Source organism: Paenibacillus sp. J31R109, assembly GCF_059692055.1.
This window is the reverse complement of record NZ_JCAUAR010000008.1, coordinates 162,153-185,666: the sequence shown is the minus strand read 5'-3', so window position 1 is coordinate 185,666 and position 23,514 is coordinate 162,153. Positions and strand designations below refer to the sequence as shown.

Here is a 23,514-nt window from a genome sequence, read left to right as displayed (position 1 = left end):
GGAGGGAATTTAATGAGAAGCAAGCCCGCAAGCGCTGTGATGCTCATCCTTTGTTTATTGGTTCAGCTAGCAGGAGTAACGTGGAGAACTCCTGCCGCTCAAGCCAGCTCGGGTCCTGCACTGGTTTCAATTCGTTTGGACTCGAATGCTTATTCGCTGTCTGGGAATCAAACGCACGCGACTGTTGTTACCGCCCAATACGCGGACGGCAGTGAAGCGAATGTGACGGCAAGTTCCAGCTACTACAGTTCTCGTCCGTCCGTGGCGACCGTGAATAACGCAGGTGTCGTTACAACAGCTTTGTTTTCTGGAAACGCTTACGTAACGGCGCTGTTTCAAGGTCAGACGGCTAGCGCTGTGGTGACCGTCAACCCGCTCGTTAATCCTGGATTTGAACAGGATGCAACCGCATGGAGCGTAGGTTCTGCTTCTGCGATCGTTACCGAGGAGAAGTATTCGGGAAGCAAATCATTAAGACTCACTTCGCAAGCCAGTTTCGGCAATTCCAAGAAAGTGAATATTCCCGTGCTGCCGAATACGAACTACAAACTTAGCTTCTACGCCAAGAGCGGCGGCGGGTTTCGCGTCTACGCTAGGAATGATGCAGCAGCGGTGGAACTTAGCAATAGCCGTGTACAGACAACCAATAATGCGAATCCGATTTGGCAATTGTACACCAGTGGCACATTCAACTCAGGCGTGTATACCAACGTGACGATTTATCTATCCGATACAACAGCAGCTGTAGCGGGCAGCAAACATTATATCGATGATATCCAATTGATCGAGGTCCCGGCCGTAGTGCCGCAGGTAAGCTCCATTGCGTTCGCTCAACCAGCGTATGCCGTAAACAGCGGTTCGCAAACGGCAGCGGTCGCCAACGCGGTGCTTGCGGATGGCTCCTCTTCGGCGCTTCCTGCCGAAGCTGTCTACGCATCGTCCAATTCGAGCATCGCTTCCATCGATGCGAGTACGGGACAACTGACAGGCGTGGATATCGGTACCGCCCTGATCACCGCCATTTATCAAGGAAAATCGGCAACGGTGCCGGTAACAGTCAGCAAGCGACTGGATCATATTCAATTTGGCACAAATCAGCTTTACATGGCGGCAGGATCAAGCTATTCATCTGTTCTGCAAGCTGTTTATGAAGGAGGAACGACCGCAGTGGTTACGAACGGAGCTTCTTACAGCTCATCAGCTCCACAAGTCGTTGCCGTTGATGCATCAACGGGCGTAATAAACGCCACGCAGGCAGGCAATGCAACGATTACTGCCACCTATCAAGGGCAAGTCGCACAGTCGACAGTCGTCGTGGTGACACCAGCGCAAATGCAATCTCTTCAGGTCAATGAAGCCTCGGGCCTTCAGATGGAAGTGAAGCAAAACCGCAGTCTGCATGCCACGGCGGTCTTGCAAGATACGACGGTTCACGATGTGACCCTAACGGCTGCTTACATATCCGATCATCCTGAAGTCGCTGCAGTGAATGCGCAAGGCCAACTAACTGCTTTGGCGGAAGGTACGGCGCAGATTCAAATTACTTTTGCAGGTCAGACCGCTTCCCTGCAGGTGCAAGTAACGGATCCGTATCGTGTGCTCCGAGATAAATGGAAAACACAGCTCATCGGCGGCAACACGCTGGACTTAAACGATGCCGATGTAGCAGCGGCCTTCACCAAACGGACGAACTCGGCTCAAGCCCAGTGGAGTTCGATGCTTACAACGCCGACGCGTACGTCCATTTGGAGTGATCTCAGCACGCAAAACTCCACGTCAGTCGTAACGAGCTATGCCAGACTACGGACCATGGCAATTGCCTTTGCAACGCCAGGAAGCACTCTGTACCAGAACGAGACGCTTGCACAGGACATTGCAGGTGCGATGGACTGGTTGTATACGAACTGGTTCAATGAATCCTCGACACTTGAAGGGTACAATAATGAATTCTACAACTTCCAAATTGCTACCCCAATGCAAGTGACGGATATCACTGTGCTGATGTATGACCAACTGACGGCTGAGCAGCGCAAGCATTATATGGACGCAGCTGAAAATGCCTGTCCGACCCCTGCCAATGGCGTCGGGTATACGGATGAAGGGGCTAACCGAGTATGGCGGGCCACGTCGGTCGCGGTCCGAGGCATCGTAACGCAAGATAGTAACGCACTTATGCTTTCTAGAGACGCTCTTGCAGATGTACTGAAATATGTAACGGTTAGCGACGGCTTCTACGTGGATGGTTCCTTTATCGCTCACGTCGCGCATCCTTATACAGGCGGCTACGGAAAGTCCTTACTCGCCAGCATAAGTGATTTGGTCTACTTGCTCGATCAGTCGCAATGGGACTTGAATCAGACCTCGAAGCAGTTTCTATTTCAAACGGTGTTTGACAGCTTCGAACCACTCATGTACAAGGGAGCGGTCATGGATATGGTGAGAGGCCGAGAAATCTCCAGGCCGCAAAAGACCGATCTGAATGCCGGCCATGATATTATTGCGGCAATTCTCAAATTGAGCGAGTTTGCTCCGCAGCGGTCAGCTCTTGCTTTTAAACGTATGGTGAAGGGTTGGATTCAAGGAGAAGCTGAGGCGCAAAGCTTGTATAAAGATTTACCGCTTGGCGCGATTCCGTTAGCTAAGAACGTTCTTCAAAATGCGGCCATCCTGCCACGCGAGGCAGCAGCGACACATCGAAATTATGCGAGCATGGATCGCGTTGTTCATACAGGAACGGATTATGCTTTCGGATTGGCGATGGATTCGAGCCGTATTCTGAACTATGAGCAAGGAAATGGCGAGAACAACACGGGTTGGTATGCGGGAGAAGGCACAACGTACTTCTATAATGGCGATAGCAGTCCATATACAGATGGCTTCTGGCCGACCGTGAATCCGTATCGCATGCCAGGAACGACGGTAGATACGCGTGTACGACCGGAGAACCAGTCCGAAGCGAATAAGTATACACCGAATAACTGGGTAGGAGGATCAGAACTAGGCAATCAGTTTGGTGCTTCTGGTATGGAGTTGAAAGCCTACAATTCGACGCTTACAGCTAAGAAGTCGTGGTTTATGTTCGATGACGAAATCGTTGCACTTGGTGCAGGCATTCAATCGTCTGATAACCGTACCATTGAAACGATTGTCGACAATCGGATGCTGAATGCAACAGGTAATCAAACGCTTACGGTTAACGGCACAGTGAAGCCTTCCACTTTGGGGTGGCAGGAGGAAATGAACGGAGTTAACTGGATTCAACTCGAAGGAACAGGGGGTTATTACTTCCCGCAGCCGACGATGGTCAACGGACTAAGGGAAGCGAGAACAGGCACTTGGAGTCGCTTGAATGCGATGTATGGCACCGCAGATCCGATTACACGGAATTATGCAACGATTTGGCTTGATCACGGTGTGAATCCAGCGAACCAAGCGTACGAATATGTTTTTCTGCCGAATCAAACAGCGGCTCAGGTAGGGCAATATGCGGCTAACCCAGACGTCGACATTCTCGTGAACAGTTCGGCAGTTCAGGCTGTGAGAGATCATAAGTTGCAGATTACCGCAGCGAATTTCTGGAATGACGCCGTACAGACAGCGGGAGGCATCACGGCATCCGGCAAGTCGTCCGTCATGGTTCGGCAGACGGGAGATGAGCTTGAAATCGGCGTTTCTGATCCGACCCAAGCGCAGTCTGCTAGTCTTGAGATCGAGGTGGATCAAGGAGCGGCAGCTGTTCTATCCGCTGATCCCAACGTGACGATTACGCAAATTTATCCAACGATTAAATTGAGTGTTTATGTGAATAAAGCTGCCGGAAAAACAATGAAAGCGAAACTGAAGCTTGGTGTTCCTGTGGAGACCGTTTCGTCCCTCCAGTTGGATAGCATCTCCTACGAGTTAGCGGTAGGGCAAACCCACCAATCGGTTGTAACGGCTGTGTACAATAACCAATTGCTAGGTCCTGTAACCAATGGTGTGCGTTATGTTTCCTCCAATCCAGCGATTGCTACCGTGAGCGCTACTGGTTTAGTTACTGCTGTAAGCAGCGGGCTTGCGGAGATTACTGCGATTTACGAATGGAAGTCAGTGAAGGCCATTGTCGTTATCCCAGGCAGACTGACCGATGAACTCAATTCATTTAATCTGCTGTATAAGAACGGAACCGATATGAAGATTGACACGGCAAATAGTGATAAGATGTACGGAGATGCGGGGCGACTCACGAGGAGAACGAGCACGGAAGAAGCGATTGTCTATCGAACACCACTCGAAATGACCTCCTATCAGATTACGAGTTACTTCTGGCAAGGAGAACCGACGGTTGACTTTAGCGTATACGGATCGGCGGATGGACTTACTTATCAGCAGCTTTCCATGGAAAAAATCAACTTTGGACCACAGCTACCGGATAGCACCTACTGGAGTAAGATCGTCTATCAATCCTCCTCCATCCCATCGGGGCTGACTTATCTAAAGATTGTATTCCGCAACACAAGCTTAAATCCGTGGAACCCGCAAATCGGCAAGGTAGAGATTGATTTTGGAAGGAATAATTGAAGAAAATGATTTCATAGAGGGTGCCTCCTGAATGCTGGGGGACACCCTCTTTCATTTTTTTAAATGAGAGGCTATTTTACTTAAAAATAATGCTAATAATTCGAAACAATGTGAAGGTAAGTAGGGGAAACATCGCGGTAAAATGAGGCTATCTAATTGAAGGAGGACTTACTCTTATGGTAGAACAAACACTAGATATTCAAGGATTGGTTCAACAGTTTCAAACAGATGGTTATGTCATTTTACGCAATGTACTTAGTGCAGAGAAGGTAGAACTTCTCAATTCAGCGGTGGATCGGTTGATATCAGCGGAAGAGGAGAGCTTAAGTTATAATTGGTATCATTCGGTAGCTAGAGACAAGGAGTTTCTCTCTCTGATTGATGAGCCTACTGTAACGAGGTTAATGGCTAACATACTGGGGTACAATATACAGTTGCATATTTCCCATCTGACCGTGCGCAAGCCTAATCCGAATGATCAGAAAACGGGAACAGCCAGTTTCATTGATTGGCACCAAGATGGACCTAATCCGCATTTCCCTTCCATCGCAGGTTTGACTTCATTGTACTATGTAAAAGCTTGCTATATCTTAAGTGACATGAGCCAACCTAATCGAGGAAACACCAAAATCATCCCAGGCAGTCACAATAAACCAGGATACAAACCTGTACAGGGAGATGTGAATGTTCCCTTGGACGGTGAAGTTCAGGTTTGCGGTAAACCTGGTGATGTATTTATCTTCGGTCAAAATTTGTGGCATGCCGGCGCGCCGAACCGTTCAGAGCATACGCGTCGCCAACTGTTTATGGGATATAGCCCAATTTGGATGCGTCCTATCGACTACCATAAGGCTTCGGATGAACTGCTGGAAGGAGCTAATCCGATACAACGTCAGTTATTAGGTGACATCAGTAGTAATTACTTTAAATATTACGTGCCCGAGCCATCCATGGTGCCCGTGAAGCAGCTGTTGCTGGTCGAGGATAATGGTAAGAGCGTGTATGAATAAAAAAGCATGAACCATGCTGACGCTTGCGAACGTAGGGTGACTCCCCATTCGACCGCTAGCGCACAAATATTGTGCGCAAGGGAAGTGACACGGTCGCCCGTCGCACGCTAGCGCACAAAAATTGTGCGCAAGGGGAGTAACGCGTTCGACCGTCGCACGCTAGCGCACAAAAATTGTGCGCAAGGGAAGTGACACAGTCGCCCGTCGCACGCTAGCGCACAAAAATTGTGCGCAAGGGAAGTAACGCGTTCGACCATCGCACACTAGCGCACAAAAATTGTGCGCAAGGGAAGAAACGCGTGAACGAAACAAAGAGGATGTTCCAAAAGTCTAATTGACTTTTGGAACATCCTCTTTTTACTTAAATACGATCACTAGTCCGCCCTCTATACTGCTTCGGGCTCATGCCGGTCTGCTGACGGAACACTCTGGAGAAATAATTAGAGTCATTGAAGCCGCACTGGTGTGCGATAAGAGTAATCGAGTAGGTCGTGATATCTAACAAGTTTTTTGCTTTTTGAATTCTTAATTCTTTGATATATTCGGTGATCGTTGACCCGGTTGTTTCCTTGAATAGATGGCTTAGGTAAGTTTCGCTGCAGAAGCTGATACCTGCCAGAGCACTTAATGTGATTGGGTAGGTAAAATTTTCTTTAATATAGTGAAGGGTTCGACTCACGATAAAGCTTCGTTGATGAGCTTCAGCGCGCTGATCCATGCTTTGTCCGTGATGGGTGTTTAACAGGAAATTTTCGTAAAGAAGAATCAAGTATTGGGTCAGCATCCCGATATGGGCATGCAATTCCCCGATATTAAGATCGAGTGGACGAGTGGTAGCAAGAAATCGTTGCTCGAGTTCATTTGCATTTAAGCCATACTTGGCTGCCTGCGTCTTTAGACGTTGTGAGGCGGCCTCGAGATCTGTGCTGAATTGTCCAACACACAGGAAGGCAAGCAATCGTCCCTTCCAATGAATAGGGAATCTTAGTTCTTCAATACCCATATAACAAGAGCCGTATAAAGGTGTGGCTGACCTTGTACACATACGGCATAATACTGCTTTGTTGCGGGCACATGCTTGAAAGGTAGCCTCAAACCTCTTCACGTAATTACAGAAGGGATTATTGTGATATAGATAAGGTGAGAATACGATGGATAGCGAGCTATCCATTTCGCTAAGCCCAGCGATGTCGTGCAAGTTCAAACCGACAGAATAACGATCGCAGACGAATTGAAAATATGTTTTAATCCGCTCGGCCGCCGACATGTCTACTTGAGCCAGCTGATGATTCAGCTTCTCAAACTGCATTCAAGTCCCCTCCTGTCTAGAATTATAACCATTATAACAAGCGATAATCCCCTTGAGTAGTATGAACAACAAACAAAGCGCCACCCAAGGAACAAGGAGGCGCTTTGTTTGTTAATGCCATTAAGAATCTTACGTAACTTAAACCAGCAACTTGGGGCAAGTCGTACAGTATTCCTTGATACTGGAGACCTCATAATAGAAGCAGCAAGTTTGGCGAACCCGTAGGGGTGTTGTAGATACGGATGAGGTAGTCGCTTTACGATAAAAGCGGCCTAATGGATTTTCTTTTTCCCCGAATAATGCGCCAGGAGCCTGATGAATCAGATACTCGAAGTCTGCGCGGAATGGCTCAGGTTGTTCTTCGGTTACCCCGATTCGTTTCTCGTATAACGAGTACACACGAACCGCAACATTTTCCCATAGTATCAATTTAGGTACGTTGGCCACGCTAGACATGACTGCTATTATTTTCCCTATATTCTCTGCAAAAAGTGATGAAATAACCGCATCGCGCCAAATAGGCCGTTCGCCAGCTTCGGGCATTGTAACATCCATATCGGAAAGACTGACATTCTTGAGCCAGGATTGACCAGGCGAAGAGGCGAGAGCGCAATTGTCGGCAGATAAATCGAGTCCCTTGTTGTACACGGTCATGGCATAAAGCAGCGGAATAGCGGTTAAGGCGGCATATCTTTTGAAAAATTGCGAAGCTGTGATCATCCTCGACGGAGACTGTAGAAGCACTGTCAGCTGGTCCAAATATTCGGAGCACATCTCCACATCGAGCAAGTCCAAGGCTCTCACTGAATAAGCAGGAGGGGTTGCCTCATATGCACTCAAGCTAAATTGCCCACTCAAGTAATCCCATTCATCCAGTGCAAGCCGTGACTGCTTGTTCATACACAACCTCCTAGGTCTCTCTGTTTAAAATGGTTTATTTAAGCGCAGCGGCAATCTGATCCACAACTAAATTGATGGCAATGGGTCCATAATAACCGATCCACTGCGCTGTATTTTCCGAATAGACGTGGTTATCCTTAACGGATTTCAGGTTTTTCCAGATCGGCGTATTTTGAAATTGTGTTGTTAACTCCAAATTCGTCTCGTCTTGAAGCAGGAACATATGATCAGCGTTCAATTCAGGGAGAACTTCAAATGAAATCATGACACTTGTCTCTTTTGCGTTAACGGACATTTGAGGGGGAGTCAGGCCAAGATCGTTGTATAGGATTTGTGAAGTTCGATGTGCAGTCGTTTGAAGACGAATCAACTTATCTCTAGGACGGACCAAGGCAACAGTTTGACCATTCATTTTCTTTGCCAATGTTGTTTTTAGATCGCTTACTTTTTGTTTATAGTTAGTAACGATTTGTTGAGCCTCTTGCGGCTTATTCAAGATTTGCCCAAATTTCAATAGCACGGTCTGCCAGTCCTCAGTGCGCTGTAGGACAATCGTCGGTGCAATTTTCACTAAATTGTCGTAGATCTTATTATGAGCGTCCGTAGCGATGATGAGATCCGGTTCTAATCCAACGATTGCTTCCATATTTGGTTCCAAATAAGTGCCAAGCAACGGGATATTGCTCATTTTATCCCCCAGATAGGGAGGGAGACCGTTGTCGGTTTCGGCAATTACGCTGCCCGTCGGCTTAAAACCTAACGCTAGCATTTGATCAGCGAACTGAACGTCAAGCACGACAATTTTCTTGGGAACTTCCTTGAGTGTCATTTCACCCTTTAAATGCTGAATGGTAACCGGTGCTGCAGGGACGGATGGCGTAGTAGTAGCAACTGGATTCGTCGTTCCTGTCCCAGCATTGTTGCTGCTTTGCGTGGAGTTGCTGGCGCATGCGCTCAAAAAGATAACGAAACAGAGTAATAAGCTAAAGGTCGATATAAACTTCATTTTTGAAAACATATGATATTATTCCTCCATTTTGTTGAGAATGAGACTCATCGTCATCTACAATACTATAACGATTCATTCAGTGATCTTCCATGGATATTTGCGCCAATCTGCATGGATTGTGGCGACACCAAAAAACACTGTTGTTAGGATCAGTAGATCCTGAACGAACAGTGTTTGTATGTGTAAGGAATTACTTGGCATCTAAGAAAGCTTTCGCTACGGAATCAACCACGTGATTCATCGCGATCGGGCCGTAATAAGCAATCCAAATGCTCGATTTGGCGTGATAAATATGATGCTGCTTTACGGCGCGTAGACTTCTCCATGTCGTCGTAGTCTGAAGCTCATCCGACCAAGATTTATAGTGGTTGTTGGTCAATACGAAATAATGGTCCGCATCCACTTCCGGCAAACCCTCCAAAGAAATCAACGAGCTCGTCCTTTTGCGGTCAACCGCTTGCTTAGGCGGATTCAGCCCCAGATCGGTGTATAGAATTGCCGCCGTACGATGGGCACATGTGTGCAGTCTAATCGCATTGTCTAACGGCCTGATCAATGTTACCGACTGCCCAGACATCTTGGTTGCAAGTTGCGATTTCAGCCCATTAATTTTGTTTTTATAGAGCTGTATGACCTGTTCCGCTTCTAACTTCTTACCCATGATCCGCCCGATGGTTCGCAACGTTTCTCTCCAGTCGCGATTTCGCTTCAGCATAACGGTCGGCGCTATCTGCGTGAGGCTGGCAAAAATGTGGCTCTGGATCTCGGTGCAAATGATCAGATCGGGTGCCAAGGAGCGCAGCGCTTCCAGATCAGGACCATGCATCGTGCCTAAGACTTTCACCTCACGCGGCTTTCCGAACAGATACTCTGGAAAGTTACTCAGATCATCGGGGTCCATAACGCTGCCGGCTGGCTGTTCACCTAACGCCAGAAAATGGTCCAAAAACTGGGGATCCAGCAGAGCAATTTTCTCAGGCTGTCGCTGGAGTATCAGTTCACCTTTTAGATGGATAATCGTCGGTTGTGAGCGATGGAAGGGAGCATGCATCGGACTGCTAACCGTTAAGGCTTGTTGCATGGATTCTCGATACATGCTTGGAGAAACGCCAGTGTACCGTTTAAATAATCGGCTGAAATAATAGTTATCCATATAACCGACGGCTTCGGCAATATCCTTGAGTCCTGCCTTTGTACCGCTAAGCAATTCCTTGGCCTTGTCTATACGTATCTGCATCAGGTAGTCAATTGGCCCAAGACCCAGTCGCTTGTTGAACATTCGCTGCATGGTTCGTGAACTGCTGTTGAATAGCATAGCAAGTGTGTCGGCTGTAATCGGTTCGGCATAGTGTTCATCTATATATCTAACAGCTTGCAGAACCATATCTGGAGAATCCTGCTCCATTTGCTGGTGCTGCAGTTGTCCCATTAGCTCGCAAATTAACTGATAAAATAACGATTTAACCTGCAATCTTGCCATAGCTTCAGGCTGTTCCCATTCTTGCTCCATACGGGATAAAGTGTTGAGCAGCGGAGCTGCATGACTGACTACACAAGCATATTTGCTATCAAACGGTTTTGTACGAGCCAGCAATTGAATCAGATCTTGACTGCATGGCAGCGGTAGAGAAGCTTTATACATAATGAGGTAATATTCGACAGGATCAGTGATGTCGGTGATAGTAAGCACAGTTCCTTTGCCAGCGTGACAAACATAGCCATTCTCCACATGATGCTCATTCCCATCCAGTAAGAGCCGAGCACGACCTTTTATGATGTATAAAAGGGCACTCGACAGAAGCTTGGATGTATGCAAATACTCACCGATCGGTAATTCTGCCCGCTGTACCTCAATTATTTTCAACGATGCCTGGTTCCAAAGTATAAGGTGATTTTCCACAATCATAACATGATGTCAGCTCCTGTTAGGTCCATCTTTATTACTTCGAGATATGCTATCATCTTACCACTATCCGAATGCGCTTAGAACATGTTCTTTACCAAAAACAAATGAAAGAGTGCCGAAATTTTGAGATGTTCGGCAGGCTGCGGAGAAGTAGACTTAAGAGGTGGAAAGGAGCGTGTATGTATGCCGTCTCTATTGGGGCATAACCTGCGATGAGGGCGCTGTCATCGTATTATTTTGTGCAAGCGCTGCTCACGGTCATTGCTCTGTATTATTTGCCACTATTTCTCCAGCATGAGGGCTATACGGTTGTACAGGTAGGGTTGCTCGTATCCGCGGGCGCTATTGCCTCGATCGTGGCACCGCCTCTGTGGGGAGTGGTGGGAGATCGCTGGCGCAAGTTGAAGCCGTTGCTTCTCATACTGCTGGCGTTGTCACTGGCTGCAGGAAGCTTGATGTTCCGCATGGAGGCACTGATGTCGATTTTCGTCGTGTACGCCTTATTCATGTTCGTGTATTCTCCGCTTACACCACTGGCGGATACGATGGCGATTGTCTACTCGACACGCAAAGGCGCAAGCTATGGGAGCATTCGGTTATGGGGCTCCGTTGGGTTATCGGTAGGCAGTCTGCTCTTCGGAACGGCCCTTAGCTATTGGGGCACTGCTACGCTTCCAGCTGTTTTCGCGATAGTGATCTTACTGCTGATTCTCATCGGGGCACAGCTTCCGAGCGAGGGGAATCACCAGGTGAAGTCGATGCAGCTTCGGCATCTCAGGGAATTAATGAGTGACCGAACGTATCTGGGTTTTGTGGCTGCAGTGACAGTCATGGCTATTCCTTTTCGCATGAATGATCAGTTGTTCAGTGTTTATATGAAAATGCAGGGCGCGACGGATTTTCAGATCGGTCTAGCCTGGGGGGCAGCCACGTTATGCTCGATTCCAGCCTACTATGGCTCGGGATGGCTGCTCCGGCGGTATGGGGAAACGCAGCTGCTGGTGTTTGCCGGCTGGATGTTCGTTCTCCGCTGGATCACCCTGGCATGGATGAAAGATCCGCTCTGGCTGATTCTTCATCAAACGATGAATCTAGTGACCGTCCCCATCCTCTATGTCACAGTCGTGCTGCAAGTATCCAAGCTAGTACCGCAGCATCTGCAGACTACGGGTCAAGCGGTGTTCACAGCGGTATTCGCAGGCGTAGCCGGATTCATCGGAAGTACTGTTGGAGGTTGGGGGATGGGACGGTTTGAGCCTAACGTCGTGTATTTGGCAGGCGGCGGACTCGCTTGTATCGGTACATTGCTAACGATGATGTGGTCAAAAAACAGAGGTGAGAGGAGAGCTGTACATGGCACAGAAAGCATTTTGTGAGAAACAGGATTTTGAAACGGCGGGGGATCGCGGTTACGCGGTGTTCCGTATTCCGGGATTAATTACAACGAAGCGAGGAACTGTAATCGCTTGGTATGACGCACGCAAGGGAAGAGGGAGCGACTGGGATCCGATAGATATCGTCATGCGGCGCAGCTTCGATAACGGTGTCACTTGGGATGCACCAGAAATTCTTGTTGGATATGAGCGCTACAGTGTGAAGGAGCCGATTAACAATCTGGTGTTGTTTGCCGACATGGAGACAGGGGACGTACACTGCTTGTACTGCACGAATTATGAACGGCTCTATGCGATGAAATCCGACGATGAAGGGTCAACGTTTAGCGAGCCTGTCGAGATTACTTCTGTCATGGAGACGTATCGGTCCGAGTACGACTGGAAGGTTATTGCTCCCGGTCCAGGACACGGCATCCAGCTCACGAGCGGACGTCTTGTCATACCGGTGTGGTTATCACTAGGCACAGGGGAAGAGTTTGGAAACGGGAAAAAAGGTCATCGACCATCCGATGTCGTCTCCATCTATAGCGATGATCATGGGAAGACGTGGCACCCAGGACAATTCGTCGTGCGCTCTTCGGACGCCGTGCTGCATCCGAATGAGACCGTGCCGGTGCAATTATCAGACGGCAGCGTATTGTTCAATGTGCGAACCGAATCCGATACGTTCCGCCGCTTGATTACTACCAGTCCAGATGGGGCGACGGCATGGTCGCAGCCTTATTATGACGAGGCGTTGCCGGATCCCATCTGTTTTGGGTCCATTATCAAGCTGCCGGAGCAGCAGGGGGTTGATGTCGCACCTATTCTGTTCGCCAACCTGTCTGATTTGACGGGGCCACAACGGACAACCAAGGTTAGCGAGCAGCTGACCGTTCATCCCTACGCACGCCGGGGCTTAACCATCAAGGCGAGCGTGGACGATTGTCACACCTGGACGGCGTGCAAGTCGCTGGAGCCAGGACCGGCGCAATATTCTGACCTAGCGGTAGCAGCCGACGGTTCGATCCTGTGCTTGTATGAAAGAGGAGCAAAGACCGAGCAGGCGGATGAACGCAAAATGACGTTAGCCCGGTTCAATTGGGCTTGGGTCATGGAGGGCGTAGAGGGCTTCACGCCTGACGCTTCCGTCGATACTCCATCGGTGTGCAGTCCTTCAGCTGGCGAAAGATGCGGGAGAACGTCTGCAGGGATCCGAAGCCGACCTCTAGTGAGATGGCGGACACGGGCAGCTCGGTCGACCAGAGCAAGCTGCTGGCATGACGAATGCGGACTTCATGTAGAAAATGGACAAAGTTCTGTCCAAGCTGCTTTTTGAACAATTCGCTCAGATGGGTGGCGTTGAAGTGAAACTGCTGGGCAAGCTCAGTTAGCGTTAATGGCTCCCGGTAATTGGCATGGATATGCTGAATCACTGGCCAAATGTTCTTGCGGTTGGAACCGGTGCCAGCCATGACAGGCACGGTGGTCGACTTCTCTATCATCGGCATGCTCCGCAGACGAAGTCGATCGAATTCGACGATGATTTCGATCAGCATCGCCTTCAGCTTATATTTGCGCCAAGGACTATCACTCATATACTCGTCGTACATGGCTGCGAAGAGCTCCTTCATTCGGCTTAATCCATTCGGATCTAGGTGGATATAGGGTGCCTGAGCCTCGGACTGTGCATCAAGCCAAGCTTGAAAGCCCCAGTCGGCTTCATTGCTTCCGGACAGCAGCTCGATATCGAAGTTGCAAGTATACATCATAGGCAGTACCGTAGGCTCATATTGAAGTTCGTGAATTTGGTAGGGCAGAAGCATCATCATCGTGCCTGGCTTCAAAGTGTGACGCTGGCCATTGATGGTTTCTACACCGCCGCCTTCCACAAACAAGCTAAGTTCGAGAAAATCATGCCGGTGAGGTGTAATATGGGTTTGCTTGTGCCGGTCAATTTTCATGAAAAATGGAAACGTCGAGTCGGCATTCGGATATTCAGTTAAATAACGAGGATATTCCGCCAAGAAGAAAGCATCCCTTCCTAATCGAGCTAAGATGTCATCATTATAACAAAAATATAGCATACAGGAGTGAATTCCCATGACAAATCAAACATTGGAAAAATTTAAAGGTACCTTCACTGCACTTCTCACCCCTATGATGGAAGATGGAGCTATTGACTTTGCATCCCTTGAGCAAGCCGTGGAGCATCAGCTGCGTCAGGGAACGAAAGGATTTTATGTAGGCGGCAGCACAGGGGAAGGTTTCTTATTGACATTGGAAGAACGCATGCAGATCTTGGAAACGGTTGTTCGTGTGAATGCGGGCCGTGGCACGGTGATCGCGCATGTAGGTTGCATCAGCACGCGGGAGACCATTAAGCTTGCGAAGCATGCCGAACAGATGAATGTCGATGCCGTATCAGCAGTTGTGCCTTTCTACTACAAGCTGTCTATGACAGAGATTAAGCGCCATTATGAAGATGTCATGGCTTCCACCCCACTGCCTATGATAATATATCATTTTCCAGGTGCGACCGGTGTCAGCTTAACGATGGACTTCTATGAGCAGATGTCGAAGCATCCGAAATGTATCGGCGTTAAATTCACCTCGCTCAACCTGTTCGAGATGGAGCAAATTCGCGCCAAGTGCGGTAAGGACTTCCTCATATTCAACGGACATGACGAAGTCTATACGGGAGGCGCCATTATGGGTGCAGACGGAGCAATCGGGAGTACATTCAACATTATGCCAGGGATTTTCGCTAAGCTGTTCAGTCTAGCGCAATCGAAGCAATGGGAAGAAATGCCAGCTCTTCAGTCTCAGGCAAATGAAGTTATTACGGAACTTATATCCATTGACGTGATGGCGTACGAAAAGTATGTCATGTACTTGCAGGGTGTCTTCCGCACGCCGTTCATTCGTCAACCGCTGAAGCAATTGACGGCGGACGAGAAGCGGAAGATCGAATCATTCTTCCAATCAAATGAAGTGTTAAAGGCGGATACCCTTAAGCAGTCCATCGGCTAGGCATAAACAAAGCAGCACTATAATAGAGGATACGCTTTAGGTGCATAAATTTTTGACATATCAAAAATTTATGTACCTTTATCAAAATCGTATGATATTCTAGCCGGAAATAACGGTGATATACTCACTTGGCAGGCAAAAGATAGCGCTTACAACAATAGAAATTAAGGGAGGTATTACCCGTGGTTTCAAGCAAAAGATTTGTAAAAACAGGCGTTGCCACATTCGTTTCCATCTCATTACTCGCAGGCTGCAGCTCAGGGGGAAGCACTGGGGAAACTGGTGAGAAGGGAGCAAGTCCTACTAGTACGGCTAAAGGAGCGCCAGCGAAAGTAACATTCTACGCGAACTCTGGGGCTTTGAACGACATGCCGCAAGGTAGTGAAGCCGCACGTTTAGATGAGGTCAAAAAGTATATCTTAGAAAAAACGGGCGTTGATGTAAACGCTATCGTTCCTCCGGCTAATAGCGAAACGGCTAAGGAGAAGTTGAACCTACTTCTCTCCTCTAATGATGAGGTAGACGTGTTCCAGGCTAGTTGGACCGATTACGCCAGTAAGGGTGCGATTATTCCTCTGAACGATCTGCTTGATAAGTATGGTCAAGACATTAAGAAGGCTTGGCCGAAGGAATCCTGGGATATGATGACTGATAAGGACGGCAAGATCTGGGGCATTCCCCGTCTGACGCTGACGGCTGCGTATCCGATCTATGTTCGGAAGGAATGGATGCAGAAGCTAGGTCTGCAGACGCCGAAGACGATCGATGATCTAGAAGTGATTCTGAAAGCTTTTAAGGAAAAGGATCCTGACGGCAATGGCAAGGACGATACGATTACGATCTCGACGAACCTTGAAGGGCTGACGATGTCGTTGGCAGCGGGCTTTGTTGACGGAGGCTACGGCGACTGGCTTGATCCGTCAGATAAGAAGGTAAAACCAGTCGAGTTCGCACCGGGCTATAAAGAATTCGTAACTAAGATGGCCGACTGGTACCAGAAGGGTTACATCTATAAAGAAGCTTTCGCAAAGCATGATGCGCTGGAGCTGCTGAAGACGAACCGCGTAGGTACGTCTGCCCGCTGGTATTCGCACACGACCCTGCAGCTGCCGAAGGTGCAAACGAGTATTCCAGAAATGGACTACATTGCTGTACCTAGCTTGACCGGTCCGAAAGGGAAGACACAAACGATTAACCCGGGTGGTACGGGTGGTACAGTAATTAGCAAAAAGGCAAAAAATCCGGAAGCCGCAATCAAGTACATGAACTGGATTTATCAGGATATTGATAACTATATCATTACCCGATATGGCATGATGGATAAGGATTGGAAATGGATCACTCCGAAGTCCATTTACGAGCTTAGTAAGGATCGCAAGTATGCCGGCGAATTTGCCTGGGGTATGGCGCTTTCGAACGAGAACAAAGCAGACGTTAACGACGGTATGAACAAGATGCATAAAGAGTTCCTACGTGGAGAGCTATTGAAGCTAGACTCCGGGAAAATGGCTTTCGACTACAATATTGTGTATGACACGAAAGAATTAACGGAGAAAGTACCATCCATGAGCGATATCAAACGTTTGCGGGACGAAGAAGTGACGAAGTTCATTATGGGTGCGCGCCCGATGAGCGATTGGGACAAATTCCTCGATCAGTTGAACAAGGCAGGTATGACCAGTCTCATCGATGCTAAGACGGAACAGTACAATAAATTGAAGAAGTAGCTTGAATCCAGCATTCGTCTCTTCTATGCGTCAAGTGCAGGGGATGCACATTTTGTGCATCCCCGTTGTTTATTCATCGGAAGGAGGAGGGAGCGCATGATGACCAATAATCCGTCACTGAATCCCGCAACTATTCAATCGAAAAAAAGAGGAAGCCGCCGCTGGGTGGCCATACGTCACCATAAATTTTACTATTTATTAATTTTGCCGGGCCTGCTTTATTTTCTCATCTTCGACTATGTCCCGATGGCGGGCATTGTGATTGCCTTCAAGGATATTTCACCCTTTGATGGCATTCAAGGAATCATAAGCAGCCCTTGGGTGGGCTTCAAGCACTTTACGAACTTTATGGATTCCATCTATTTCTGGAATGTGCTTAGGAATACGCTGGTGATTAGCGGCTATAAGTTGCTTATCGGTTTCCCGGCGCCAATCATTCTGGCACTGTTGCTGAATGAGGTCAAGCATCACGTGTTCAAGAAGTTTGTGCAAACGATTTCTTACTTGCCCCATTTTTTATCCATGGTTATTATTTCAGGACTTGTGATGAACATCTTGTCCACGGACGGCGGCTTGGTTAACGAAATGCTCCGCTTGTTCGGGAAGGAACCGATTCATTTTCTAGGCAGCAACGATTACTTCCGCAGTGTCCTTGTAAGCTCGCATATCTGGCATCAGGTGGGCTGGGGAAGCATCCTGTATTTGGCGGCACTAACAGCTATCGATCCGCAACTATATGAGGCTGCGATTATTGATGGTGCAGGAAAGTGGCGCCAAGTATGGCATATTACGCTCCCAGGCATTACACACGTCATCGTCATCTTGTTTATCTTCAATGTAGGTGGACTGCTCAATGCCGGCTTCGAGCAAGTGTTTCTGTTGTATTCCCCGCCTGTCTATGAGACTTCGGACATTATCGATACCTTTGTGTACCGCCAGGGACTTATTCAATTTCAATATTCCTTCGCTACAGCCGTTAACCTGTTCAAAAGTGTGTTCGCAGCGATCCTGATCCTCGGCACGAACTATTTGAGCAAGCGGCTTGGTCAAGAAGGCATTTGGTGAGGTGAGCATCTAGATGAAACCAACTAAGGGTGAAAAGCTGTTTGCGGCGTTTAATTACGCGTTTCTTGTGCTGCTGTGTGTGATCTTCCTTGTTCCCTTCTGGACGGTATTCGCCACATCCTTTGTGAGCGAAGCGGAGGCGGTTCGTCGAGGCGCATTCATTCTCTTCCCAGAGCAGTGGAATTTACTGGCTTACCGGATGTTCCTGAAAGATAGCAACTTAATCTTTCATGCCTATCAAGTTACCTTATTCCGTGTCATTGTCGGAACCGCGCTTAATCTAATTGTAACGTCCATGCTCGCTTACGGACTGGCGCGCCGGACTCTGCCCGGCCGCAATGCGATCGTGACCTTTATTTTCGTTCAGATGGTCTTCTCCGGCGGGATGATTCCTACTTACTTGCTGATGGATGCCATCGGCCTGAAGGGTTCGATATGGGTATTAATTATCCCAGGATTGGTCAGCGCTTGGAATATGTTCATTATGCGGACGTTCTTCATGAACATTCCCGCAGAAATCGAAGAAGCGGCGATTATGGACGGCGCTAATGCGGCAGGCATTCTATGGCGGATTATCTTGCCTTTGTCCAAACCAGCATTCGTGACGATCGGTTTATTTTACGCAGTAGGCCATTGGAACGCTTGGTTCGATGCAGCGATTTATCTGAATGATGTGAAACAGTACCCGATGCAGCTGATTCTGCGCAACATTCTGTCCTCCGGTATTTCACAAGAGGATCTTATGCCAACCAACGAGATTCCACCACCTGCTGCTACGATTAAGGCAGCTGCGATTATGATCAGCACGATTCCAATTCTGTTCGTATACCCGTTCATCCAGAAATATTTTGTCAAAGGCGCGATGATCGGGTCAGTTAAAGGGTAGTAAATGTGTAAAGTTGTTCTTGAACGGTGATAGGGTTAAAATGAACAAACGGAGGCAACGCAATGAAATCCAGGCCTAACATTCTGATTGTCATGAGCGATGAGCATGCGGCACACGCTACGGGCTGCTACGGGCATCCCGAAGTCAAGACGCCGCATATGGACCGGCTGGCTGCAGAGGGGATACGGTTCGACAACGCCTATTGCAACTCGCCAATGTGCGTTCCGTCCCGTATGTCTTTTCTTACTGGACAGCATGCGTTTCAAGTGGGGGGATGGGATAATGGCTCGCCGTTGTCTTCGGTGACACCAACCTTCGCCCACTACTTTGAAGCCGCTGGCTATGAGTCGGTGCTCTGCGGTCGCATGCACATGGTTGGGGAAGACAGGCTGCATGGGTTCGGCAAGCGACTCTTTGACGATATGGACAGCTGGAAGAGCTATAATCAGACACCTAAGCGGACGCCGGAGGCGAGAAGGGGAAGTAATTCCCACGTCACGCAGTGCGGCCCGGGGCAAGGGTCTTGGCAAGAATATGATGCTAACGTAGCTGATCTCACAGTACGCTATTTAACGTCCAAGGCAGCTGCGGAAGAGGAGAAGCCATGGCTGATGGTCAGCGGTCTCATGTTCCCTCACTTTCCACTGATCGCACCCCCGGCATATTACCGGATGTACGATCCGCAGAAGTTGAAGCTGCCGTCTTGGACAGAGGAGACGTTGGAGGATCAGCACCCGGCCATTCGCCAGATGCGCTATGCCTTCCGCAATGATGAACAAGTGCCAGAGGAGACAGTGCGTACGGCGCTCGCTTCTTACTATGCTTTAATTACCTTAGTTGATGATTACTTAGGCCGGATGTTGGACGTGATCGATGGATCTTCGCTGAAGGACAACACCATTGTGGTGTATATTAGTGATCACGGCGAGATGGCCGGACAACACGGCATTTGGCAAAAGCAGTGCTTCTATGAATCGTCGGTGAAAATTCCGATGATAATTCGGCTGCCGGAATCCTTAGGAGGACGCAGCATATCTCATAATGTAAGCTTAGTTGATCTCATTCCGACGATTATGGAATTAGCAGGAATTCAGTCCCCATCTCAACTAGCTGGGCAGAGCTTAGTGCCGCTGATTCAGGGAGACTTAGATGAGTCTCCGCGTGTCGTATTCAGTGAGTACCATGCACAGGGGATGCTTCAGGCTGCCTTTATGGTCAAAAAAGATCATTTCAAATATAACTACTATGTCGAGTATCCAGAACAACCGGAGCTGTTCCAGGTGGATAAGGATCCAGGTGAACTCGAGAATCTGGCAGGGAGAGCAGACATGGCGGGCAAGCTGCAGGAGATGCATCGCGAGCTGCTGGCCGTTATTAATGATCCTGCAGCCATCGATGAACAGGCCAGACGAAATCAAGAGAAAAGCGGCATCTCACGGTGTTACTAATCGCTAGTGAGTCGAAATAGCAACCATTAGGAGGAAGGAGGAAGTCTATGCGTCATCTGTGGCGTGCGCTGTTTGCAACGATGAGGGAAGGCAAGAAGAAGAGATTATCGTTCACACGGCTCATCTTATGGATGTACGTCGTAGCCCTCGTTCCTATTTTGACCATGTCTGTTATTTCCTATATTCAGGTAAGCCAAACCTTTCGGTCCGAGGCGGAGCAAACGAGTCAACAGTACGTTGGGCAGACGATCAATGCACTGGAAATTATCGTCGAACAGATTATGGACACCTGCCGCCAGCTTACACTGAATACGACGTTCCGCCGATTCGAAATTTTCCCGCAGGGGGATTATTTTGAGAACCTAACAGGGGAAATTCCTCCTGATGATTTGCAGGAGTCGTACCGTTATTATGTCGAGAAATCAAGGGCGATGGACAGCATCTCCATGTTTATGCTCTCTAGCCAGTTCATTGATTCACTGTACTTTTATGATAGCGGGCAAAATAAAGTACTTGCGTTCGGCGATCGCTCTGCGGCGGGGACATTCTTCCTATTTGATCAGTTTTATGATCAGGATTGGCGTCTCTCGTTGAAGAAGCAAGAGCTTCCAGCTCCTGTCATTCTCGATTCGCGAAGAGCGAAGACGAGGGATGGAAGTTTCAAGCACGTGCTGACGGTCATTATGCCGACCGGTGTGGGTGATAATGCTTTTGTCGTGAATCTGAACGAGAAGTTGATGTACAAGGAAGTACTGAACCGGCTCAGCGGTTCAGGCAGGGTCTACCTGCTCTCGAACAAGGGACAGATTCAGCTGCATGAAACCGATGACGCTCAGAGTCCTGCGGTCGATAGCTACTTGGGTAAGGAAACGGAGCAAATCGAATACGGCAAGAACGGTTCCTTTAATCTGTCGATTGCGGATGTTCCGTCGCTTGCAATCTACGCTTCGAGTCAATGGCTCGGCTGGACCGTTCTTCATGTCGTTCCGCTGGAGGGCTTGGACCGTTCGTTGAATTTCCTAAGACAAGTGATCATCTACATCGGGCTGATCATGCTACTCATCGCTGGACTGATGGCCTATATGTCGTCTAAACGGTTGTATAGGCCGGTTAAGGAAACGATGGAAGAGCGAGACTTGTATAGGCTTCGCTGGGAGGAGTCCCTTCCCGTATACAAAGAACGATTCGTTTACTCGCTGCTGAGACCGAACAAGTACTCGCTAGAAGAGATACAGAGCAAGCTTGTACAGTTAAAAATACCGCTGGGGCCTGGTCCCTATGAGGTTATGGTTGTCGAGATGAAGACGCAGCCAAGCGGAGAATCAGAGGGAACGCTCGAGGCTGATTTCCACCGTATACAGGTGAGGGAACTCGTGGAGACGGCAACGGCCGGCTTCGAAGGATTCTCCGTCTGGGTGGACGAAGTTCAGATGGCGCGGGTGTTTTCAGGAAGCAGCGCAGCGGAGAACGGGGAAGTCAGCATCGCGCAGGTCGTGTCCGACCGGCTTCGCGAGGCTTCACCAGAAGCGCTGACTGTCGGCTACGGTGGCGGCTGTGCGGAGATTAGCGATTTGCCGCAAGCGTATACGATGGCGAGGGAAGCACTGCTCAGCAGCCTGAATGCGCAGCAGCCTGTAGTGGCGAATGAGTTCGCATTCCCGCAAGCGAAGGCGGAGCTTCTGTGCGACTATATCAAAGTGGGGAATGCGGATCAGGCGATTCAGGTGATCGACGCCTTGCAGCTGGAATTACAGGAGTATTCCGGTTATGCCATAGATGCGCATCGTGCTTTGGGCGTGCAATTGCTGTCGTTTATGCTGAATCGGCTGAACGGACAGCCCCCTAGAGGGGGGAGCCCCTTGATCCCGGAGGAGAAATTGTACTTAGAGTTGATGCAAATAGCCGACCCCGATAGCATGTATGCCTGGTTTAGAAGGATGGTGAAGCTAGCGTCGGAGGAGCACAGCGATTCGGATCAAGAAGACTCCAAGCAGATCAGCCATATCGAGCGGCTGCTTCAGATCATCGAGAATAACCTCGCAGGCGAATTATCCCTCAGCTCCTCCGCTGAAGCACTCAGCCTCAACCCGGCCTATGTAAGTCGGTTGTTTAAGCAGACTACGGGCCAAACGTTCATGGAATATGTCACGCGCATTCGTATGGAGAAGAGTAAGCTGCTGCTGGCGGAGAGCGAGATGAAGGTAGGAGAGATTGGGCGACTAGTCGGCTACAATCAGGATTATTACTTCATCCGGCTGTTTAAGGAGCATACGGGTGTACCCCCGGGCGAATACCGAAAGCGAATTCGAGGAGTGAAACAGCTGTAAACCGGCTTAGTGCGGGTATACAGCTGTTTTTTCATCTAACAGTAATGATTACGGTACACACTTGGCGGTTGCCCGGTGTGTTTTTTGTACGTTTTGGAGAAGTGATGCAAACTGATGAAGCCGCAAGCATCGGCGATTTCACCCAGCGTCAGCTTGGTTTCCTTCAACAGCTGCTGGGCATGTTGAATACGTAGGCGGAGCAAATAATCGTAGGGGCCGACGCCGAACTTGGTTTTGAATACGGCTGAGAAGCGAGAACGAGACAAATTAGCTCTACGCGCCATTGCTTCAACCGTAATCGGTTCGTTGAGATGAAGGTTCAAATAGGGCGTAATCCAGCTCAATGACGTCGGTCCTTGCTCGATCGGCTCCTGCTTTGTTGGGGAAAATTGCTCAATCATTTGCAGTATAAGCTCGCCTGCAAGGTGATTGGCTCTAGCTTGCGCCATAGGCTCATAGGAGGTCCACATGCCGATTAACTTAATGAGAGAATCCCGAAAATAGGCCGGATTAGAAGGTTGAAAAACAATGGGCATATTCATTCCGCTAATGACATTTAAATTGGGCTGAATCAGATGCTCGTGCGCCGTAATGTCTACAATCCCTGGAGGGACGGGAAAGCCGTCGCCACGCAAAGGGTTATAGAACAAGTCTAAGTGAATGAAGGGCATAATAATGCCCGGCTTTGCGATGTGGTGGCTGTGCAGGACATCCGGCTGCAAGCAGCAGAACGAGCCTGGCTCCATCACGAACTCGGCATCCCGTGTGCGAATCACACATTGTCCTTCTTGTACATAGATGAGCTGGTAATCGAGCAGCCGGCGCTCAAGCGGCAGGGTGGTCCGGCTGCGAATGCCGTAGTCTGCTCTACGGATATAAGGGCATAATGGGAACTGGTTCAGCCAATGGGTTGCATCCGTCGTCTTTATAAGGTTCATACCCGTACATCCTTCCACTAGTG

At 48.8% G+C, this 23,514-nt stretch carries 15 protein-coding genes and 1 pseudogene; 10 read left to right on the top strand and 6 right to left on the bottom strand.

Annotated elements, in window-relative coordinates; translation table 11 throughout:
- Positions 1-12: 12 nt before the first annotated feature.
- Both AC58QT_RS20840 and AC58QT_RS20835 read left to right on the top strand, forming a co-directional pair.
- Complete coding sequence (locus AC58QT_RS20840; RefSeq protein ID WP_497410710.1) at positions 13-4,560, top strand: polysaccharide lyase family 8 super-sandwich domain-containing protein; 4,548 nt, start codon at positions 13-15, stop codon at positions 4,558-4,560.
- A 176-nt stretch (positions 4,561-4,736) separates the two neighbouring features.
- Positions 4,737-5,570, top strand: coding sequence for a phytanoyl-CoA dioxygenase family protein (locus AC58QT_RS20835; protein ID WP_497410709.1), 834 nt, complete (start codon positions 4,737-4,739; stop codon positions 5,568-5,570).
- A 361-nt stretch (positions 5,571-5,931) separates the two neighbouring features.
- On the opposite strand, the gene AC58QT_RS20830 is transcribed toward AC58QT_RS20835, so the two are convergent.
- The 4 genes from AC58QT_RS20830 to AC58QT_RS20815 all read right to left on the bottom strand — a co-directional run bounded on the left by AC58QT_RS20830 (position 5,932) and on the right by AC58QT_RS20815 (position 10,694).
- Positions 5,932-6,879: a helix-turn-helix domain-containing protein gene (locus AC58QT_RS20830; RefSeq protein ID WP_497410708.1), complete on the bottom strand. Its 948-nt coding sequence runs from the start codon at positions 6,877-6,879 to the stop codon at positions 5,932-5,934.
- A 138-nt stretch (positions 6,880-7,017) separates the two neighbouring features.
- Positions 7,018-7,779 carry an IucA/IucC family C-terminal-domain containing protein gene (locus AC58QT_RS20825; RefSeq protein WP_497410707.1) on the bottom strand — a complete coding sequence of 254 codons (762 nt, stop codon included), beginning with the start codon at positions 7,777-7,779 and terminating at the stop codon, positions 7,018-7,020.
- 34 nt (positions 7,780-7,813) lie between these two features.
- Positions 7,814-8,797: an ABC transporter substrate-binding protein gene (locus AC58QT_RS20820; RefSeq protein WP_497410706.1), complete on the bottom strand. Its 984-nt coding sequence runs from the start codon at positions 8,795-8,797 to the stop codon at positions 7,814-7,816.
- Positions 8,798-8,978: 181 nt separating this feature from the next.
- Positions 8,979-10,694, bottom strand: coding sequence for an ABC transporter substrate-binding protein (locus tag AC58QT_RS20815; RefSeq protein ID WP_497410705.1), 1,716 nt, complete (start codon positions 10,692-10,694; stop codon positions 8,979-8,981).
- Between the two features lie 212 nt (positions 10,695-10,906).
- On the opposite strand from AC58QT_RS20815, the gene AC58QT_RS20810 reads away from it, so the two are divergent.
- A complete protein-coding gene (locus AC58QT_RS20810) occupies positions 10,907-12,070 on the top strand; it encodes an MFS transporter (protein ID WP_497410704.1) in 1,164 nt (387 codons plus the stop codon).
- Positions 12,048-13,085: pseudogene (locus AC58QT_RS20805) on the top strand (sialidase family protein); the annotation flags it as partial. The gene AC58QT_RS20810 and the pseudogene AC58QT_RS20805, both read left to right, overlap by 23 nt.
- A 115-nt stretch (positions 13,086-13,200) precedes the next feature.
- Here AC58QT_RS20805 and AC58QT_RS20800 read toward each other — a convergent pair.
- Entirely contained in the window at positions 13,201-14,094 is an 894-nt protein-coding gene (locus tag AC58QT_RS20800; protein ID WP_497284909.1) for a helix-turn-helix domain-containing protein, read from the bottom strand.
- Between the two features lie 76 nt (positions 14,095-14,170).
- Here AC58QT_RS20800 and AC58QT_RS20795 point away from each other — a divergent pair, with 76 nt between their 5' ends.
- The 6 genes from AC58QT_RS20795 (at position 14,171) to AC58QT_RS20770 (ending at position 22,553) form a co-directional block, all read left to right on the top strand.
- The gene (locus AC58QT_RS20795; RefSeq protein WP_497410703.1) at positions 14,171-15,100 is read left to right on the top strand and encodes an N-acetylneuraminate lyase; all 930 of its coding nucleotides are present in this window, start codon (positions 14,171-14,173) and stop codon (positions 15,098-15,100) included.
- 182 nt (positions 15,101-15,282) lie between these two features.
- Positions 15,283-16,827 (top strand): extracellular solute-binding protein, encoded by a 1,545-nt coding sequence (locus tag AC58QT_RS20790; protein ID WP_497410702.1) that lies wholly within the window; start codon positions 15,283-15,285, stop codon positions 16,825-16,827.
- Positions 16,828-16,923: 96 nt separating this feature from the next.
- Complete coding sequence (locus AC58QT_RS20785) at positions 16,924-17,892, top strand: ABC transporter permease (RefSeq protein ID WP_497410701.1); 969 nt, start codon at positions 16,924-16,926, stop codon at positions 17,890-17,892.
- Between the two features lie 13 nt (positions 17,893-17,905).
- A complete protein-coding gene (locus AC58QT_RS20780) occupies positions 17,906-18,778 on the top strand; it encodes a carbohydrate ABC transporter permease (RefSeq protein ID WP_497284902.1) in 873 nt (290 codons plus the stop codon).
- 62 nt (positions 18,779-18,840) lie between these two features.
- Positions 18,841-20,226 (top strand): sulfatase family protein, encoded by a 1,386-nt coding sequence (locus tag AC58QT_RS20775; protein WP_497410700.1) that lies wholly within the window; start codon positions 18,841-18,843, stop codon positions 20,224-20,226.
- Positions 20,227-20,273: 47 nt separating this feature from the next.
- Positions 20,274-22,553, top strand: coding sequence for a helix-turn-helix domain-containing protein (locus AC58QT_RS20770; protein WP_497410699.1), 2,280 nt, complete (start codon positions 20,274-20,276; stop codon positions 22,551-22,553).
- A gap of 35 nt (positions 22,554-22,588) precedes the next feature.
- Here AC58QT_RS20770 and AC58QT_RS20765 read toward each other — a convergent pair whose 3' ends face one another.
- Positions 22,589-23,491: a helix-turn-helix domain-containing protein gene (locus tag AC58QT_RS20765; protein ID WP_497410698.1), complete on the bottom strand. Its 903-nt coding sequence runs from the start codon at positions 23,489-23,491 to the stop codon at positions 22,589-22,591.
- Between the last annotated feature and the right edge of the window lie 23 nt (positions 23,492-23,514).

What these genes read in the sequence shown, in the direction of transcription:
- AC58QT_RS20820 (WP_497410706.1), bottom strand. Translation starts at nt 8,797, where the DNA reads ATGTTTTCAAAAATGAAGTTTATATCGACCTTTAGCTTATTACTCTGT.
- AC58QT_RS20770 (WP_497410699.1), top strand. Translation starts at nt 20,274, where the DNA reads ATGCGTCATCTGTGGCGTGCGCTGTTTGCAACGATGAGGGAAGGCAAG.
- AC58QT_RS20765 (WP_497410698.1), bottom strand. Translation starts at nt 23,491, where the DNA reads ATGAACCTTATAAAGACGACGGATGCAACCCATTGGCTGAACCAGTTC.
- AC58QT_RS20780 (WP_497284902.1), top strand. Translation starts at nt 17,906, where the DNA reads ATGAAACCAACTAAGGGTGAAAAGCTGTTTGCGGCGTTTAATTACGCG.
- AC58QT_RS20840 (WP_497410710.1), top strand. Translation starts at nt 13, where the DNA reads ATGAGAAGCAAGCCCGCAAGCGCTGTGATGCTCATCCTTTGTTTATTG.
- AC58QT_RS20785 (WP_497410701.1), top strand. Translation starts at nt 16,924, where the DNA reads ATGATGACCAATAATCCGTCACTGAATCCCGCAACTATTCAATCGAAA.
- AC58QT_RS20810 (WP_497410704.1), top strand. Translation starts at nt 10,907, where the DNA reads ATGAGGGCGCTGTCATCGTATTATTTTGTGCAAGCGCTGCTCACGGTC.
- AC58QT_RS20830 (WP_497410708.1), bottom strand. Translation starts at nt 6,879, where the DNA reads ATGCAGTTTGAGAAGCTGAATCATCAGCTGGCTCAAGTAGACATGTCG.
- AC58QT_RS20815 (WP_497410705.1), bottom strand. Translation starts at nt 10,694, where the DNA reads ATGATTGTGGAAAATCACCTTATACTTTGGAACCAGGCATCGTTGAAA.
- AC58QT_RS20775 (WP_497410700.1), top strand. Translation starts at nt 18,841, where the DNA reads ATGAAATCCAGGCCTAACATTCTGATTGTCATGAGCGATGAGCATGCG.
- AC58QT_RS20825 (WP_497410707.1), bottom strand. Translation starts at nt 7,779, where the DNA reads ATGAACAAGCAGTCACGGCTTGCACTGGATGAATGGGATTACTTGAGT.
- AC58QT_RS20835 (WP_497410709.1), top strand. Translation starts at nt 4,737, where the DNA reads ATGGTAGAACAAACACTAGATATTCAAGGATTGGTTCAACAGTTTCAA.
- AC58QT_RS20795 (WP_497410703.1), top strand. Translation starts at nt 14,171, where the DNA reads ATGACAAATCAAACATTGGAAAAATTTAAAGGTACCTTCACTGCACTT.